Origin of the sequence: Streptomyces purpurogeneiscleroticus (assembly GCF_020024005.1) — a bacterium.
Classification (GTDB): domain Bacteria; phylum Actinomycetota; class Actinomycetes; order Streptomycetales; family Streptomycetaceae; genus Streptomyces; species Streptomyces purpurogeneiscleroticus.
Genome location: NZ_NHSG01000216.1, coordinates 12,146 through 27,661, shown reverse-complemented (window position 1 = coordinate 27,661; position 15,516 = coordinate 12,146). Strand labels below are relative to the sequence as shown.

General features: G+C 70.3%; 12 protein-coding genes. 6 read left to right on the top strand and 6 right to left on the bottom strand.

Translation table 11 applies throughout. The features are described from left to right. The 6 genes from CCS38_RS14145 to CCS38_RS14120 all read right to left on the bottom strand — a co-directional run. Positions 1-2,004, bottom strand: a 2,004-nt coding sequence (locus CCS38_RS14145; protein ID WP_223733608.1) for a TrbL/VirB6 family protein, incomplete at its 3' end; no start/stop codon positions are given. A gap of 88 nt (positions 2,005-2,092) precedes the next feature. Beyond that, positions 2,093-2,725 carry a hypothetical protein gene (locus CCS38_RS14140; RefSeq protein WP_223733607.1) on the bottom strand — a complete coding sequence of 211 codons (633 nt, stop codon included), beginning with the start codon at positions 2,723-2,725 and terminating at the stop codon, positions 2,093-2,095. Positions 2,726-2,763: 38 nt separating this feature from the next. Continuing rightward, complete coding sequence (locus CCS38_RS14135) at positions 2,764-5,748, bottom strand: ATP-binding protein (protein WP_223733606.1); 2,985 nt, start codon at positions 5,746-5,748, stop codon at positions 2,764-2,766. A gap of 7 nt (positions 5,749-5,755) precedes the next feature. Then, positions 5,756-6,292, bottom strand: a complete 537-nt coding sequence (locus tag CCS38_RS14130) for a hypothetical protein (RefSeq protein ID WP_223733605.1) — start codon at positions 6,290-6,292, stop codon at positions 5,756-5,758. Between the two features lie 65 nt (positions 6,293-6,357). Beyond that, positions 6,358-6,618, bottom strand: a complete 261-nt coding sequence (locus tag CCS38_RS14125) for a TrbC/VirB2 family protein (protein ID WP_030258718.1) — start codon at positions 6,616-6,618, stop codon at positions 6,358-6,360. Positions 6,619-6,699: 81 nt separating this feature from the next. Next, entirely contained in the window at positions 6,700-8,289 is a 1,590-nt protein-coding gene (locus tag CCS38_RS14120) for a conjugal transfer protein (RefSeq protein WP_223733604.1), read from the bottom strand. A gap of 269 nt (positions 8,290-8,558) precedes the next feature. Here CCS38_RS14120 and CCS38_RS14115 point away from each other — a divergent pair, with 269 nt between their 5' ends. The 6 genes from CCS38_RS14115 (at position 8,559) to CCS38_RS14090 (ending at position 15,505) form a co-directional block, all read left to right on the top strand. Continuing rightward, on the top strand, positions 8,559-9,020 hold the full coding sequence (locus tag CCS38_RS14115; protein WP_223733603.1) for a hypothetical protein: 462 nt from the start codon (positions 8,559-8,561) through the stop codon (positions 9,018-9,020). A gap of 14 nt (positions 9,021-9,034) precedes the next feature. Further along, the gene (locus CCS38_RS14110) at positions 9,035-9,400 is read left to right on the top strand and encodes a DUF4913 domain-containing protein (RefSeq protein WP_223733602.1); all 366 of its coding nucleotides are present in this window, start codon (positions 9,035-9,037) and stop codon (positions 9,398-9,400) included. A 178-nt stretch (positions 9,401-9,578) separates the two neighbouring features. Further along, positions 9,579-10,238 (top strand): hypothetical protein, encoded by a 660-nt coding sequence (locus CCS38_RS14105; protein ID WP_223733601.1) that lies wholly within the window; start codon positions 9,579-9,581, stop codon positions 10,236-10,238. 7 nt (positions 10,239-10,245) lie between these two features. Beyond that, on the top strand, positions 10,246-12,336 hold the full coding sequence (locus CCS38_RS14100) for a peptidoglycan DD-metalloendopeptidase family protein (RefSeq protein WP_223733600.1): 2,091 nt from the start codon (positions 10,246-10,248) through the stop codon (positions 12,334-12,336). A gap of 29 nt (positions 12,337-12,365) precedes the next feature. Then, on the top strand, positions 12,366-13,775 hold the full coding sequence (locus tag CCS38_RS35540; protein WP_223733599.1) for an outer membrane protein assembly factor BamB family protein: 1,410 nt from the start codon (positions 12,366-12,368) through the stop codon (positions 13,773-13,775). Beyond that, entirely contained in the window at positions 13,772-15,505 is a 1,734-nt protein-coding gene (locus CCS38_RS14090) for a type IV secretory system conjugative DNA transfer family protein (protein ID WP_223733598.1), read from the top strand. The genes CCS38_RS35540 and CCS38_RS14090 overlap by 4 nt, the downstream gene beginning before the upstream one ends. Positions 15,506-15,516: the final 11 nt, after the last annotated feature.

Sequence of the window (15,516 nt, the reverse complement as noted above, 5' to 3'; positions counted from 1 at the left end):
TTGCGGCTGAGGCTGCTGCGCGGGTGCCTGGTACTGCTGCTGCGGCGCGGACGGCTGCGCCGGCTGCTGGCCGCTGCTGCTCAGCCGGGGCCGGGCGGACTTCTTCGGCCCGGTCTGCTCCGTCGCCGGTGCCGCCGGTGCCACCGGCTGCTGCGGCGCGGACGGCTTCGGCGTCTGCTCGTCGAGCTGCGCCGCCTGCCGCTTGCTGGTCTCCGCCGCCTGGTAGGCGTTCTGCCGCTGCTGGCGCTTGGTCGGGTTGGTCCAGCCGCCCTTCTCCAGCTTCCCGCCGAGCAGCTTGCGGTCGGCGAACCGGGTGGCGGCACCCGCGGCGCCGCCGGCGACCCGCCCGCCGACGCGTCCGGCGGTCCCCGCGCCGCTCTGGCTCTTGTCGATGAACTTGCTGGTGGCGGCGTTCGCCATGTCGCCCACGCCCAGCGCGTCCTCGGCCCCGGCGATCTTGGGGCTGAAGTTCCCGGACAGCAGCTTCTTGAGCATCATCACGACCGCGACGGTGACCAGGAGCAGCAGCAGAAGCTGCATGCCCAGCGCGATCTGGGCGGGGAGAATCATCTGGTAAAGCACCAGAAGCACCGTGAGGATGACGCCGAATCCGGCGCGCAGCACGAAGCTGTGGATGAATGTCTCCAGCCAGCCCTTGAGCAGTTTCTGCTGCGAGGGATGGATTCCGAGCGTCGCCACCAGCGGCAGCAGAACGACGAGGATCAGCGTGACGGCGTGCCAGAGCAGCGTCAGCACGCTGAGCACCATGACCATCAGGCCCACGATCAGCGCCGCGACGATGGAGTAGAAGGCCATGCCGACGCGGTTGCCGGCGTTCTGTCCGGACCAGTCCTTGAAGATGTCGCCGTGCTCGCCGCTGGCGACTTCCTTGCGGATCGGGGTCCAGTCGTCCTCGAATTTATTGAGGTCCTTCCCACGGTCCTTGTTCGTCTCCGACTGGGCGACGGCATGGCGGACGCGCAGGTCCTGGCAGCGCGCTCCCTTGCCCCAGTCGCAGGTCTCACCGGGGTCCGCGGCGGCGCAGCCCTTTTCCTCGTCGATGATGCAGTCCTTGCCCGCGTCACCGAACTGCCCGAGCGCCCAGGGCCGGAATGCGAGGGTGTCGTACATGGCGCAGCTCGACACCCGCATACCGCGGTTGTGCACGCCCTTCGGCAGATCGCACGGGGGCTGCATCGTGCCGGAAATTCCGGACAGTACGGCCTCGGTCAGCAGGGAATTGGCCTGCGCGATACCGGAGTCGGCCGTACTGACGACCTTGTCGTAATTGCCGCCCGTCAGAAAGGCCATCACGGCGACCACGGTGAGGCCGGCCCATGCGACGCCCGACCAGACCTCGCGCATGTCGCCCTTGCGCCACTTGCCGAACACCCAGAGACCGGTCAGCACGATCATGACGGGGACGGCGGGCCGCAGGACGTTCTTCTTCAGCGTCTGGACGACATTGTCCCGGCCCTCGTAAAGGCCGGCCAGCGGGCTGGGGTTGGACGCCGATTCCTTGATGGAGATGGCCGCGCGCGTGAGAATCTTGGTGCCGTTGAAAATGCTGTCGGCGATGCCGTTGTTGACGTAGTCCATGACGCTGCACTCATCGGCGCCACTGCCCCACTCGCCGTTGTCCTCGGCCGCGTCGCCCTTCCCCTTGAAGGTCATCGACCAGTTCAGCCCGCGCATGCCGTTGAGCTCGTACAGCGTGTAATTGGCGGCCGGGCCCGGCATTTCCACCGAGCCGCTGACCGTGCCGCCGCGCACCCGCTCGGTCAGCGAGCCCTCGTCCGGCTTCGCATTGCGGTCCCACTGCTTGACCGCCGGCATCAGCGCTTCACCGTTGTTGCCCGGCGTGTCCATCTGGTAGCTGTCGTCACCGGTGATGTCGCACGCGAACGCCATGGCCTGCGCCGGCGCGGGGGTGGCCAGCAGGACGGCCGCCAGGGCCAGCAGCACGAACAGGCCGGCCCGCACGGCCGTGCCGACCTTGGTCAATCGCCAGCGTATGGCGCGCCGCGGAAGCATAGGGAGTCCCCCGAATGAGAATGAGTGAGCGAAGAGGGCGGTACCGGCCGGTGCCGGCTCAGTTCTCCACGTAATTGGTCAGAACGCATCCGGAGATATGGGCCTTCTCCTTCTTGTAGCCGCTCGGCGGCGCGAAGGACGGCGCACAGTTCAGCTGCAGCAGGCCGGTCTTCTCCAGGCCGCCCGACCCCTCACCGGCGAAATCCACGACGAAGTTCTTGCCCACGAAGAACTTGCCGTCGGTGCGCCCGGCGTCGATCACCCCGCGCTTCACCTTCTTCTCGCGGTCGTTCTTGTACGCCTGCTCGAAGGCGGTCATGTCCTTGGGGCGGTAGATCAGATAGCTGGACGTCCAGTCGGTGCCGCACACCGCCTCTTCCTGGATCGTCCAGGCCGCCGCTTCCCGCTTGTCCTCGGCGGACGCCGAGTCGGACACGTCGTCGACGAAGGGGTCGTTGAGCCGGTCGTCATTGGGGTCGTTGCTCAGGTTCGAGCAGTCGACGTGCTGCTGGAGGAATTCCTGTGCCTTCTTGAGCGAGGAGGCGCTGGGCAGCCCGCCGTCCTGCTTTCCTTCGTTCTGCTGGTCCGCACCGCTGTGCGCGCCACCGCTGCTCTTCGCGTCGCCTCCTTCGCAGGCGGCAACCGTCGTCAGGGCGGTCAGAGCGGCGCCGACCAGGAGAATTCGCTTCATCCGCATGGCTCTTGCCTCTTTCGTTCGTGTGGTCCGGCTCAGGCGACGGGCGTACTGTCCGGCGCGCTCACAGGGGCAGGCTGTGCGGCGCGCGCGGTCGCGGCCGGGTCCGCCGCCGCTTCCTGCAGATACGTCCACTCCCACACGCTCAGCGGCGGGTTCTTGCCCTGGCGGGCCGGGCGGGTGGTGCCGTTGGTGTCGGTGGCGGCGAGGATCTCCTGGAAGACGAGGTCGACGGCCACCGTGCCGACCCTCTTGTCCGCGTCGCGTTGCAGGCAGACACCGGTACGCAGGTCCTGCAGGGCGTCGATGACCTTCCGGTCGTCCTCGGCGCGGCCGAGGAGCGGGGCCACGAGAGACGCCTCCTGCGCGGACTTCTGCTTGAAGGCGAAGACGGTGTGGATCTGGTTGGCGCCACCGCTGCGCGCCTCGGAGTCCTCGATCTGGACCAGGTCGATGGCCTGCTGCGTGATCAGCACGGTGACGGCGAGGTACGAACGGCCCTGCTTGAGCGCCCGTCGCATCAGGTCGCGGCCGCTCTCGGTCGCGGTGACGACATACGCCTCGTCGACGAAGAGCGCCTTGGGGCGCAGCCCGACCTCGCCGGTGACCGGGTTCTTCTCGTAACCGACGTCCAGCATCTGGCTGCCGAGCTCGACGACCGCCATCAGGGCGGTGGCCGCGAGGCGTTCGGCGGGGTTCCAGTTGCGCGGGTCCGTGGCCGACGGGGACTGGAAGCCGCGCAGGGTGATCACCGTGCGGCGCTTGCGCATGCTGGACAGCGGCTGCGGCCGCTCGGCGAAGGCCAGTCGCGCGTACGGCAGAGTGCGCAGCTCGGTCAGCAGCATCTGGGCGAGCTTGAGGTCCTTGATGGCCTCCCGGTCCCCCGAGGCGACGGCGTGGTCGTAGGCGCGGACGACCTCGTCCACGACCTGCCACAGCGTCGGGCGCGGCACATGCTGTTCGGCGTCGCGCGCGGTCATGCCCTGCTCGACGGCCTGGCGGACGGCGGAGTTGTACCAGCCGACGACAGTGGCCATCGCCTCGATGACGGGCAGCCGGACCCGCTGGTAGTCCTCGTCGCCGAGGAAGCCGCGCAGCATGCTCTCCGCGAGCAGCCGGCCGGAGGCGACGTCCCGGGCGATCACCCAGGGGTCGAGGACGCCGGCCTGGCCCTTGAGGAGGTCGACGACCTCGGTCTCGTCCCAGAACTCCCGGTTGACGGGCTGGAAGCGGCTCTGCGGCGTGCCGAGGACCCCGGACTCCGCGTCGCCCGCGAACCCCGGGTCGTTCACCTGGGCCCCGAAGCCCAGGTAGTAGCACATCTGCGCGAAGTCGGTCTTGGGGTCGATGACCAGGCAGCGGACGCCGGACTCGGACTCCTCGTAGAACTTCTGCAGCGCCAGCGAGGACTTGCCGCCGCCGGACGCGCCGACGATGGCCAGGCCACCGCCGTCGTTGCGGGCCGGGCCCACGTGCAGCGAGTAGTGCACGGGCATCTTGCCCGCCCAGCCGACGAGATTCCCCACCCAGCCGAGCCGCTTGCCGGAGCGGTGCTCGGGGTTGTCCCCCAGCTCGGTACCGGCCGTGGGCAGCCCTGCGCCGAGCTGCTCGACCTCCTGGAGGCGCAGGTAGGGGGCGATGGGCAGCTTCGGCGCGTCGCCCGGAAGCTGCGACTGCAGGAGCCGCCACTGCTGCCGGGTGGGGCGCAGCAGCGTCACCTTCAGGTCCTGCTTGAACTGCATCTCCAGGACGCGGCGGCGCCGCTCCAGCTCCTTGACGTCCGGAGCGGAGACGGTGAAGCGGATCTGCGCCTCCATGCCGGGCATCTTGTGCTCGTCGATGTCGTCGCAGAGGTTCTGGGCGCGGGTGACCTGGTGGGCGAGCTTGGTGTCCGGCTGGCGGCCGGAGTTCGCCATGTCGTTCATCTCGTCGACGAGGTTGCCGCGGATCTTGTCGGCGCGGTCCTTGAACTTCGGGTACGGGATCAGGGTGAACCGCATGTCGATCTCGACGGGGAACTCGACGTGCTGGGCGGCGTACCGGGCCCAGGCGGTGCTCTGCCGGAAGCGCGTCTCGGCCGGCCAGTTGGCGGCGACCAGGGTGGTGGTGTAGCTGGTCTGGCGCTCGCCGGTGACCTCGTCGTACTGGTGCAGCACGATGTGCGTCTTGCGGTTCTCGCCGGAGAAGTCGACGACCAGGTCGAACTGGTCGGGGCCCCAGGAGCGGCTGCCGAGCACAGGCTCCGGCGGCACGGGCAGTTCGCCGTGGAGCGGCTTGCGGATGAGCCAGACCAGCTCCTCGCGGGTGAGCGGGGTGCCGTGGAGGCCCTCCAGGCTCTCGTGGACCTCAGTGGCGACCTGCGTCCACTCCGCGAGCGCCATGGGCGAGAGGTACTCGTCGTTCACCCCGGTGGCGGCGGCCGCGGCCTGGTCGGCCACGCCGCGCACGCCGCGCAGCAGACCGGGGTCGTCGTGCGGCTCGTCCTCGTCGGCGATCACACCGCTGTCGCCGCGCTTGAGCGAACCGAGCTTGACCAGCAGGATGTTGCGCTCGCGCATGGCGCCGATGCGCTCCTGGTACTCCGCCTTGCGGAGGTTGTACGCCTTGTAGTTCTCGGTCGGGTCCCAGGCCACCGCGTTCAGCTCCTCGGCCCAGTTCAAGGCCGTGATGGGCTGGTAGACCTTGCGGTAGTGGCACTCCACGTTGCGGTCGCCGCGCGCGAGGCTGAGCAGCCCGCGCGCCGGCCCCTCGGCCATGGACTGGAGCTCGGCGGCGCTGAGGTACTCGTCGATGGCGGTGGGCAGTACGAGCCCCGTCCACACGGAATTGCCGTGGACGAAGATCATGTCGTCGGCGTAGCGGTACGGGAGCCGCAGCTCCTCGCGGGCCGTCTTGGTGCGCTGGGTAGCGGACTGCTTGCGGGTGCCCTGGCCCTGGCCTTTGCCCTTGGAGGCAGCCGCCATGATCATGGCGACCACGAAGAAGGCGGCCGCCCCGCCCAGAAGGATCAGCATGAACATGGAGAAGTCATCCTGCGGTGGTGTCGGAGTGGCCCCCGCCCGCCGTGCTGCGGGCGGTGCCTGCGGAGAAAGCCGAGAAAGGGGTGCCGCGCTCGGCGGCGGCCCGGCGCGCCTGGTCGTAACGCGCCTGCCAGCGCGGTGAGCCCGGCTGCCAGAGGATGACCTGCCAGTGCAGCTCCTCCGGCTCGCGGTCGGCGGAGAGTCCCTGCAGCCGCTTGGGCTGGAACCAGTAGTCGGCCCAGACCACGAGCTGCTGGCTCAGCGTGAGCGCCGAGGGCAGCGGGCGTCCCCAGATGAAGTAGATGGCGAACGGCGGTCCGAAGTACAGGATCGACGTCCACATCGACAGGCCGAGGAAGGGGAGGAAGGCCGACAGCGACAGCAGCGCGATCAGCCACACCAGGCCGAAGCCGAAGGCCGCACCGAGGGCGGGCAGCAGCAGACCGGGAAGCGGGATGTTGCCCCAGTTCCAGATCCGCTTGGGGCGGTTCAGCAGATCGGTGTGGTCGTAGGCGACCATGGACTCGGGTGCTTCGGGCGCCATCAGCCGCTCCCCTCAGGTCTGGCGGTCGGAATCGGGTGATCCTGCGGGCCCGGGGGCCCTGTAGGTCAGCCCTTGCCGCCGATCTGCTCGCCGAGGCCGATCAGCACGGACGCGAGGCCGGTGGCGCCACCGATGATCAGCGCGGCCAGCGCGATCATGCCGAAGCCCTGGAACGCCTCGCGCATCCCGTCGCCGCGCTTCATCGAGAGCAGCATGCGGATACCGAGGATCAGCAGGGCGATGACCGCGACCATCGTGCCCGCGTTGCGGAGGATGTCCTGGATGTTGCCGAACATCTCGTTCATGGTGGTGGCTGCCAGATACATGGCGTGTTCCTTTCAAGTACTGAGGGGGAGCGGAGTGGCCGGCGGTCCGGGACGGCACGGCGCCGGCCTGTGGTGCGGGGGTCAGTCGTCCTTGCCGGCGCGCTTCTTGCCGCCGGCGGACTCCTTGCCCTTCTTGCTGGTGGGCTCGGTGGACGGCTCGGTCTCCGCGGTGTCGCCGGAGCCGGCGCTCTCCTCCGGAGCCGGAGTCGCCTCGCCCGCGTCGGCGGCGCCGCCCTCGGGGTCGAGGACGCCACCCCTGATGTCCTTGATGAACCAGCCCTGTTCGGTGTTGACGACCGTCATCCGGTACGCGCGCCGGACGGTGCCGCCGTCGGCGTCCGTCCAGTCGACCGTCACCCGCGCCTGTACGGCCTGGTCCGTCCTGTACGAGATCGTGTCGCCGTCGTCGGAGCCCTCGGGCGCCAGCGCCTGGACCTCGTTGACCTGCGGCTCGGCGAGCGCGCTCTGCAGGCCGGAGGTGGCGGCTGAGGTGGCGTCCGGCGTCGTGAAGCGGGTCATCGCCGTGGCGTCGGAGCGGCCCCACGCCTCGAAGTAGCCCGGCAGCACCTTCTTCTGGAGCTGCGCGGACAGGACGTCGTCCACGACCTGGTCGTCCTCGTCGACCGGCGGGGCCGAGCCGCGGGCCGGGAGGGGCATCTCGCCGACGTTGCCGGCGATCCGCATGCCCTCGCCGTGCGTGAGGTCCTTCACGTACACCGGTACGGAGAGGGTGGTGAGCCGGCCGTCGCTCAGCCGGACCTGGATGCCCAGGTAGCGGCCGTGCTCCCCGTACTCGGGCAGCTTCTCGACGGTGCCGTCCCAGTTGGCGACGACGGCCCGCTGACTGCCGTCCCCGCTCCAGCCGCAGTCGGCGTCCACTCCCGCAGAGGCGAACCGCGCCAGCGCCTTGCGCCGGTTCTCCGACGTCTGCGGCGAGTAGGTCAGGCACAGCAGGGCGTAGTGCTCGGCGAACGTGGCGGCGGTCTGCGTCGGGAACCGCGTCAGCCGGTACTTCTCGGCCTCCGCCGCGTCCAGCGCGGCCGCCTGCGGCGCGCCGGACTTGCCGATCACCAGGCCCATGACACCGCAGGAGCCGAGCGCGAGCGCACAGGTGGCGATCATCAGCGTGGCACGCAGCGCCACGTGAGTACGCCGGCCCGACGGGATACGGCCGCCGGCCTTGGGGACGTCGAACGACTTCCCGGTACCGGCCGCGCTGCCCGCCGCCGCGGTGGCGGCGCCCGGCTTGCCGCCCGGCTTCCGCTGTTCCCGGGCCGCCTTCTTGCGCTCGTACTCCGCCTTGCGCTCGGCCCTGACCCGTTCCCGCTTCTCCTTCTTGGCGTCCTTGCCGGAGCCGGCGGAGCTGCGCGGCGGGAGGGTGGGGACCGCCGCCTGGCCCGGCGGCACGGCGGCCTGCGGCGCCCTGCGCACCCAGGCCGCGGCGACCTGCGCCCGCGCGGCGTCCGAGGGCATCGGAGCCTGCTGCGGGGGCTGTCCCTGCGGCTGGTTCTGCTGATAGCCCGGGTACTGGCCGTACTGCTGTTGCTGAGGCGGCTGCTGCTGGGGCGACTGCTGCGTACCGCTCTGTTCCGCAGGATGACCGAAGGGAGCGGGGTGCCCGGAAGGCTGGCCACCGCCGACCGCGCCAGCAGGGCTGTTGTGGTCTGTCATCGAGTCGGTTTCTCCAACGCGTTCGGTCACCGGCCGCCGCATTGTTCGTGGCGGGCCCCCGTTCAGCCAGGTGCCCGTGCAGTGTGGCAAATACTTGTCGCAGCAATGCCGTTGTTTTCCTCGTCCGGCAGGCGGGAGGAAAACGCGAGGAATTGCGGTGAGGAAAACCGGAGCCGCGTCCGGCGCCACTGACACAGCCTTTCGCGACAATGCGGCGGGGCCCGTCCATCCGGCGCCCCCGATCCGACAGCCCTGGCGAAGGACGAGAGTTGAGCGAGCAGTACGCGCACCCGCAGCCGGACGATCCGCGTGCCCAGGGTTACGCGCAGCCCGCCGCCGCGCCGCAGACGCTGGCGGCGCAGCACGCCTGGGTCGCCGGCTACCAGCCCGGCAACCCGTGGCAGGCCCAGCTGTGCATGCAGACGCAGTACGGCACGGTGGCGTACCCCCTCACTCCGCACACCATGCCCGAACTCCTGGAGGCCATGGTGCTGGTGGCGCAGGAGCAGCAGGGCGTGCCCGCCGGACTCGACGCTTCCCCCGGCGCCGCCGAGCACATGGAGGCGCCGGAGGAGGAGCCCGAGGAGGCCACGGTGCACAACGGCCGGGCCGCCCGTCTCACCGGCTGGGCGCTGGTCCACGACCTGTGGGAACGGGACGACCCCAGTGCCCGCATCATCATGGGCGCGGTGGTCGTGGCGCTCCTCGTACTCGGCGTCTTCCTCGCCTGACTTCAGGAGACCTCGTGACCGCAGCAGAAGAAGCCTCCCGGGGCGAGGCGGAGTTCCTCTTTCCCGACGTCTACGCGTTCGTGTCCGACTACCTGGCCCAGGTGCTCCGCCGGCGGCTCAACGGCTCCGTCGCGACCTGGTGTCCGCGCTGGTGGGAGCACCCGGAGGCGGGTGCCCGGCTGTCGGCGGTCTGGCTGGCCTTCGAGCATCTGCGGCACGACACCGCGCTGGGCATGTCGACCTGGTGGCTCCATCACGCCGACCCCCATCTGCGCGTACTGATGGATCCGGACCTGGGGCCGTTCGCCGCCTGCTCGCCCAAGGACGGGCACACGGCCTACCCGTTCGACCCGCTGCCCGTGGATCCGCGGCCGTCCTGATTTCCACCCCCGGTTTTCCTCTTCGAGGAAATTCAAGGAAAGGAATTCCCCGAAGAGGAAAGTGCCGCGGTACTTCGGAAAACGCGGCGGCCGCACTGCTACAGCCCCGACCTATCGTGTTCCGGTCAACATTGCCCACCGCCGGACCGGCAGCAGAACACAAGGGGGACGCGGGGCCGTGGAGTCGGACGCGGAAAACAAGCGCAAGGGGCTGCTCGCCCTCGGACTGCTCGGCTTTCTCCTGGTCGTGGTGCTGGCGGTATTCACCCTCTTCGACGACGAGGACGACGCGGAGGCGGGTGGTCCGGTCACTCCGGCGCCCACGGCCTCCGGAGGCGCGGCGGCGGAAGGCACCGGCGGCTCAAGTGCGGGTGACGACGGCCCGGCCCCGATCATGTCCCGCGCCGACCTCGCCGAAGCGCACGACGTCATGGCCCGGTACATGGCCGGCATCTCGACCTACCGCCACACCTCGGCAGCCGGTACCTGGGTACCGCCCCTGCTCGAACTGACCAATCGCGACAGCGCGATGAAGCAGGAGACCAGGCTGCCGAGCGGCAAGGAGTGGGCCACCTGCAAGGCGTCGAAGTGCGTGTCCGAGGGCACCGCCGTGGTCAAGCGCGACGCCATGATCGCCGACGACCTGGCGCGCGGCAGCGGCCAGTCGGTCTCCAGCGTCGTGGAGGTGACCGCGCGGCGCACCCTCGACGGCGAGGCGAGCGAGGAGACCAACACCTGGCTGGTGACCGTGCAGGAGAGCGACGGCCAGTGGCGCGTCTCGGGATTCGACATCTTCGGCCTCGGCAACGTGGGCGCCTCCGACCAGACGGGAGAGTGAGCCGCTGATGGTGGCGCCAGCGGTTCTGGCCGCCGCCGCCAAGGCCGCGAAGGCAGCGAAGACAGCCAAGAAGATGGCTCAGCTGGCTGCCGGTGACGGGGGCGGGGGCAACAACAAGAAGAGCAGCAGCACCAAGTGGCTGCTGATCCTGGGGGGCGGCGGAAGCGCGCTGTCCGTCGCGGGCATCGGCTTCCTGATCCTGGTGCTCATCAGTTCGCTGGTGGGCGGCATGGGCGGCGGCACGGCGGGCGCGGCCTGCGCCGACTACAACGACAACGCCAACTCCGGCAGTACGGGCCCCTCGGCGGCGACCAACCCGATCATGCCGGCGGGCAAGATGTACATGCCGAGCGAGACGGCGCGCAATGAGATACCGCCCAGGATGATCCTCGCCTCGATGCGGGCCGCCGCCCGCTACAAGGGGCTCGACTGGACGCTCATCGCCGGGCAGATGTACCAGGAGACCAAGTTCGGCCAGGACAAGTCCGCGGCGCCCGGCGGCAAGAACAGCCTCGGGTACATGGGCATCCTCCAGTTCGGCAAGCCGGCCTGGCACGACTACGGCGCCGACGGCAACGGCGACGGCAAGCAGGACCTGTACAACATCGACGACGCCGCCTACGCCGCGGCCAACTACCTGCACGCGAAGCACGCCGAGACCAACGCAGCCGAGGCGCTCCGCATCTACTCCGGCTCGTCGACGAGCAACACGATCTACATGCGGGTGGTCCTCACCCAGGCGGCGCGCTACCGCGGCACCCTGACCGGCGACAAGGACCTGATCAAGCGCTGGTACGCGCACCTGAAGGAGACCATCGAGAAGAACCCGGACTTCCCCACCCTGGGCCAGCAGTCCGACATTCCCGAGCCGGTCAACAACAACGCGAACCCCGGCCGGGCGCTGAGCATCAGCGCGACGGCCGCCCGGTCCTGGTCCACCCCGCCGCTGGACGGCGACGAGGGCTCCACCGAGCAGGCGGCGTACGAGGTCTCCCCCGCGGCCGCCCCGGCCATGGTTCCGGCCGCCCACGCGCAGCCGCTCGCCAAGCCGCAGCCGTCGGCCGCGGGCAAGGACTGGCAGTGGCCCATGAAGAAGGGCACCTACCAGATCGGCACCAAGTACCACCAGCGGGGCAACATGTGGAGCCTCGGCTACCACACGGGCCTCGACCTCGTCGCGGACAGCGGTACGCCGATCTACGCACCGGCCGACGGCAAGGTCACCAAGGCCCGCAGCGGCGGCTCGTACGGCAACGAGACCAACATCGAGCACGCGGGCGGAGTGATCACTCTCTACGCGCACCAGACCCGGATCATGGTCAAGGCCGGCCAGCAGGTGCAGCGCGGGCAGCAGATCGGCACCGTCGGCGCGACCGGCAATGTCACCGGTCCCCACCTGCACTGGGAGGTCCTGAAGCCGGGCGTGGACAGCCCCTGGGTCGGCGGCCGGGACAACGGCCCCGGCATGGTCGACCCGGAGCAGTGGATGGCGGGCAAGATCACCGCCAACCCGGACTACGGCCCGGTGCCCGGCTCGGAGGACGGCCAGGAGGGCCGGGACGCGCAGTTCGCCAACTGCGCGAAGGACCACGACGGTCCGGCGGTCGCTCCCGACGGCGCGGGCGCCTCCGGCGTGCTGCCCGACTCGGACGACCCGGTGATCCGGGCGGTGCTCGGCTGGGCGCAGCGGGGCGTCGGCGTCCCGTACGTGCTGGGCGCGCCGCGTCTGCAGGGGCGGAACCCCACCAGCTTCGACTGCTCCAGCTTCGTGCAGTGGGCGTACTACCAGGCGAGCGGCGGCAAGATCGATATCACCGGCACGACCTTCTCCCAGGAGCCGTACCTCAAGAAGTACGAGATCTCCCTGAGCGAGGCGCAGCCCGGCGACCTGATCTTCTTCAACCCGAGCTCGCGCGGCTCCGAACACGTCGGCATGGTCTGGGACCCCAAGGGCCACAAGATCATTCACGCGCCGCGGCCGGGCAAGTCCGTGGAGTTCAGCAACTGGGACTACCAGGACAAGATCACGCACGTGTACCGCGTACCGATCCCCCAGGGCACCAACGCCGTCGAGGGCGACGGCCACGGGGACGCCTGAGCCGGGCACGGGAAAGCAGAGTGAAGACGGTGAAATGGCAGACACGCAGCACGGCGGTCCTCGGCGCCGCCCTGGTCATGGGGCTGGTGGCCGGGTGCGGTGGCCCGGACGCGCCGGCGACCGGTGACCGGGCCGGGAAGGAGGGCGCGCCCACCGCGCGCAAGGGCCCCGCATGGACCGGAAAGGCCATCCCCGGGCTGGCTGCCGAAGCGTCCTGGAGCCTGTCGTCCGAAGAGGCCGGCAGCTGCCCGGGCTACGCGGGGACGGTGAGCAACGGCCGGGCGGAGGACGAGCGGTGCGTCGTGGGCGACGCCTCGGCGCTGGTCGTGGAAGAGCCGCGGAAGGAAGGCGCCACCGGGACCCGGTTCACCGTCCGGCTCCGCGATCTGAAGACCGGCACCGTCCGCAAGAAGCTGACGGTGCGGGTCGCGGCGGACCCCGGCGACACCGCGGACTCCGCGGGCACGACCGCCGCGGAACACGTCCAGGTCGGCGAGTGGAAGGACGGCTCCCCCGCGCTGCTGGTGCGCAGTCGTGTGCACACCCCTGCCGACGGGCTGGAGAAGGAGCGGCTGCGGAGCGTCTTCACGATGTACGACCCGTCGGGCAGGAAGCTCGGCAGCTCCGCCTTCGACGACGACGCCTATGACGGACTGCCGGTCCGCAGGGGTTACCTGGTGGCGGACGGGGACGGGGACGGGGACGACCGGAAGTACGTGCCGATCGGCGCCGGGAAGACGGTCGGGACCGCGCTCAAGGGGGAGACCGAGCTCGGGACGAGGATCGACGCGGGCTTCGGTGTCAGCATCTCCTCGGACGTCTCCTACCAGCCGTCAGCCGAGTGGCTGGTGGCCACCGATGCCCGTACCGGCAAGAAGCTGTGGAGCACCGAGGAGCTGGAGCCGCCGGCCGCCATCCGTGAGCAGCTGGACGAGGAGACCGGGACGAGCTCCTGGATCGCTCCGCTGCAGGAGGGCAGGGCCGTACTCGGCTGGTCCGTCTACGCCGAGGAGAGCAGGGGCGGCGTCCTCACGATCATCGACGCGAAGACCGGCCGGCGGCTCACCGAAGGGCCGGCGAGCGACTACAGCACCGGCACCGACGACGATGCCGCCGCCGTCTCGCCCGACGGCAGGACCGTCGTGACCCAGTACGGCGAAGGCGCCGTGGCCTGGGACACCGGGTCGGGCAAGGAGCTGTGGCGGCAGGCCGAGGGCGAGCAGAACATCCGCCCGGTGGCGCTGCCCGGCAACGGTGTGCTCTACGCGGAGCTGGACGAGAGCGGGCCCGCCGCGCTCCGCATGCGCGACAAGAAGCTCCTGCGGACCGGGATCGAGAAGCTGCCCGAGTTCTCCCGCAACGGCTACGCCGTCGTCAATGCCGGCAACGGCTTCTTCGTCTTCGCGACCCAGCACGCAGAAAGGACCCCACGCACGTGACCGTGGAACAGCAGAAGAAGCCTCGGGCCGAGGACGACTGGACGGTGGAGATCTTCCTTCTCGTCGCGGTCGTGCTGCTGGCCGTGTGTGCCGCGTGGCTGGCGGCGATGGGCGGTGCGGCGGCCTCGGGCGGACCCGCCCCGGCGGGGAATCCGCTGACGTTCGTCGTCGCGCTCGTCAAGGGTGACTACACCTGGCCGGGCGGCGCCGCCAGCGCCATCGCCGCCGGTGAGGCGGTGCTACTGGCCCTCGCCGGGCTCGCGGTGCACCGCGTGGCGCAGAAGCGGCGCAACAGGCCCAAGGTCGACGGCGCGGCCCGGCACCTGGCCCAGCGGGAGGAGCTGGGGAAGCTCACCATGCAGGGCGCGGCGGCCACGGCCGAGCGGCTGGGGGCCCAGGTCAGCGTGCCGGGCGTGTTCATCGGCCGGTCGGTGCGCGGCAAGCAGCCGCTGTTCGGCTCGTTCGAGGACATGCATGTCGACATCTGGGGGCCGCGTACCGGTAAGACCACGCGGCGGGCCATTCCGGCGATCCTGGACGCGCCCGGCGCGGTGCTGGTGACCTCCAACAAGCGGGACATCGTGGACGCGACCCGCGGGCCGCGTGCGGCGCGCGGCCCTGTATGGGTGTTCGACCCGCAGCAGGTCGCGCAGGAGGCCCCGAGCTGGTGGTGGAACCCGCTCACCTACGTCACGGACATCGCCAAGGCCCGCAAGATGGCGGACCATTTCGCGTCCGGCTCGCGGGACGCCGAGGCGTCGACCGACGCGTTCTTCGACCCGGCGGGCCAGGATCTGCTGGCGAACCTGCTGCTGGCGGCGGCCACCGCCGGCATGCCGATCACGCAGATCTACACCTGGCTGTCCAACCCCAAGGACGACACCCCCGAGCGCATCCTGCGGGGCGCGGGCCACGTCATGCCCGCCGACGGTGTGTACGGCGTGGTCAACGCGCCCGACAAGCAGCGCAGCGGCATCTACGGCGTCGCGCAGCAGATGGCGTCCTGCCTGATCAACCCGGAGGTGAACCGCTGGGTGACGCCGTCGCCCGGGGCGCCGCTGCCCGAATTCGATCCGCACGAGTTCGTCCGGACCGGCGGGGCGCTGTACTCGCTCTCCCGCGAGGGCCGGGACTCCGCGGGCCCGCTGGTGACGGCGCTGACCGTGGCGGTCGTGGAGGCCGCCGAGGAGTACGCGACCACGCAGCGCGGCGGGCGACTGCCCGTGCCGCTGGTCGGCGTGCTCGACGAGGCCGCGAACGTCTGCCGCTGGCGGAACCTCCCCGACCTGTACTCGCACTACGGATCGCGCGGCATCATCCTGATGACGATCCTGCAGTCCTGGGCCCAGGGCATCGAGGTCTGGGGCGAGCGCGGCATGGAGAAGCTGTGGTCCGCGGCGAACGTCCGGGTCTACGGCGGCGGCGTCTCCGACACCAAGTTCCTCGGTGATCTCTCGGAGCTGGCGGGCGAGTTCGACCTCACCGACTACCAGACGACGCGCGAGTCGGAGTTCGGCGGCTGGTCGGGCCACCGTACGGTCAACGAGTCCACCCGCCGCGAGCGTGTCCTGCACGTCTCCGACCTGGGGTCCATGCCGCCGGGCCGGGCTCTGGTCCTGGCCTCCGGGACCAAGCCGGTGCTGGTCGAGACGATCCCCTGGTGGGAGGGCCCGCACGCCAAGGAGGTCAAGAGCTCGCTGGCGAAGTACGACCCGGGGGCCGCGCGCTGAGCGGGCCCGCC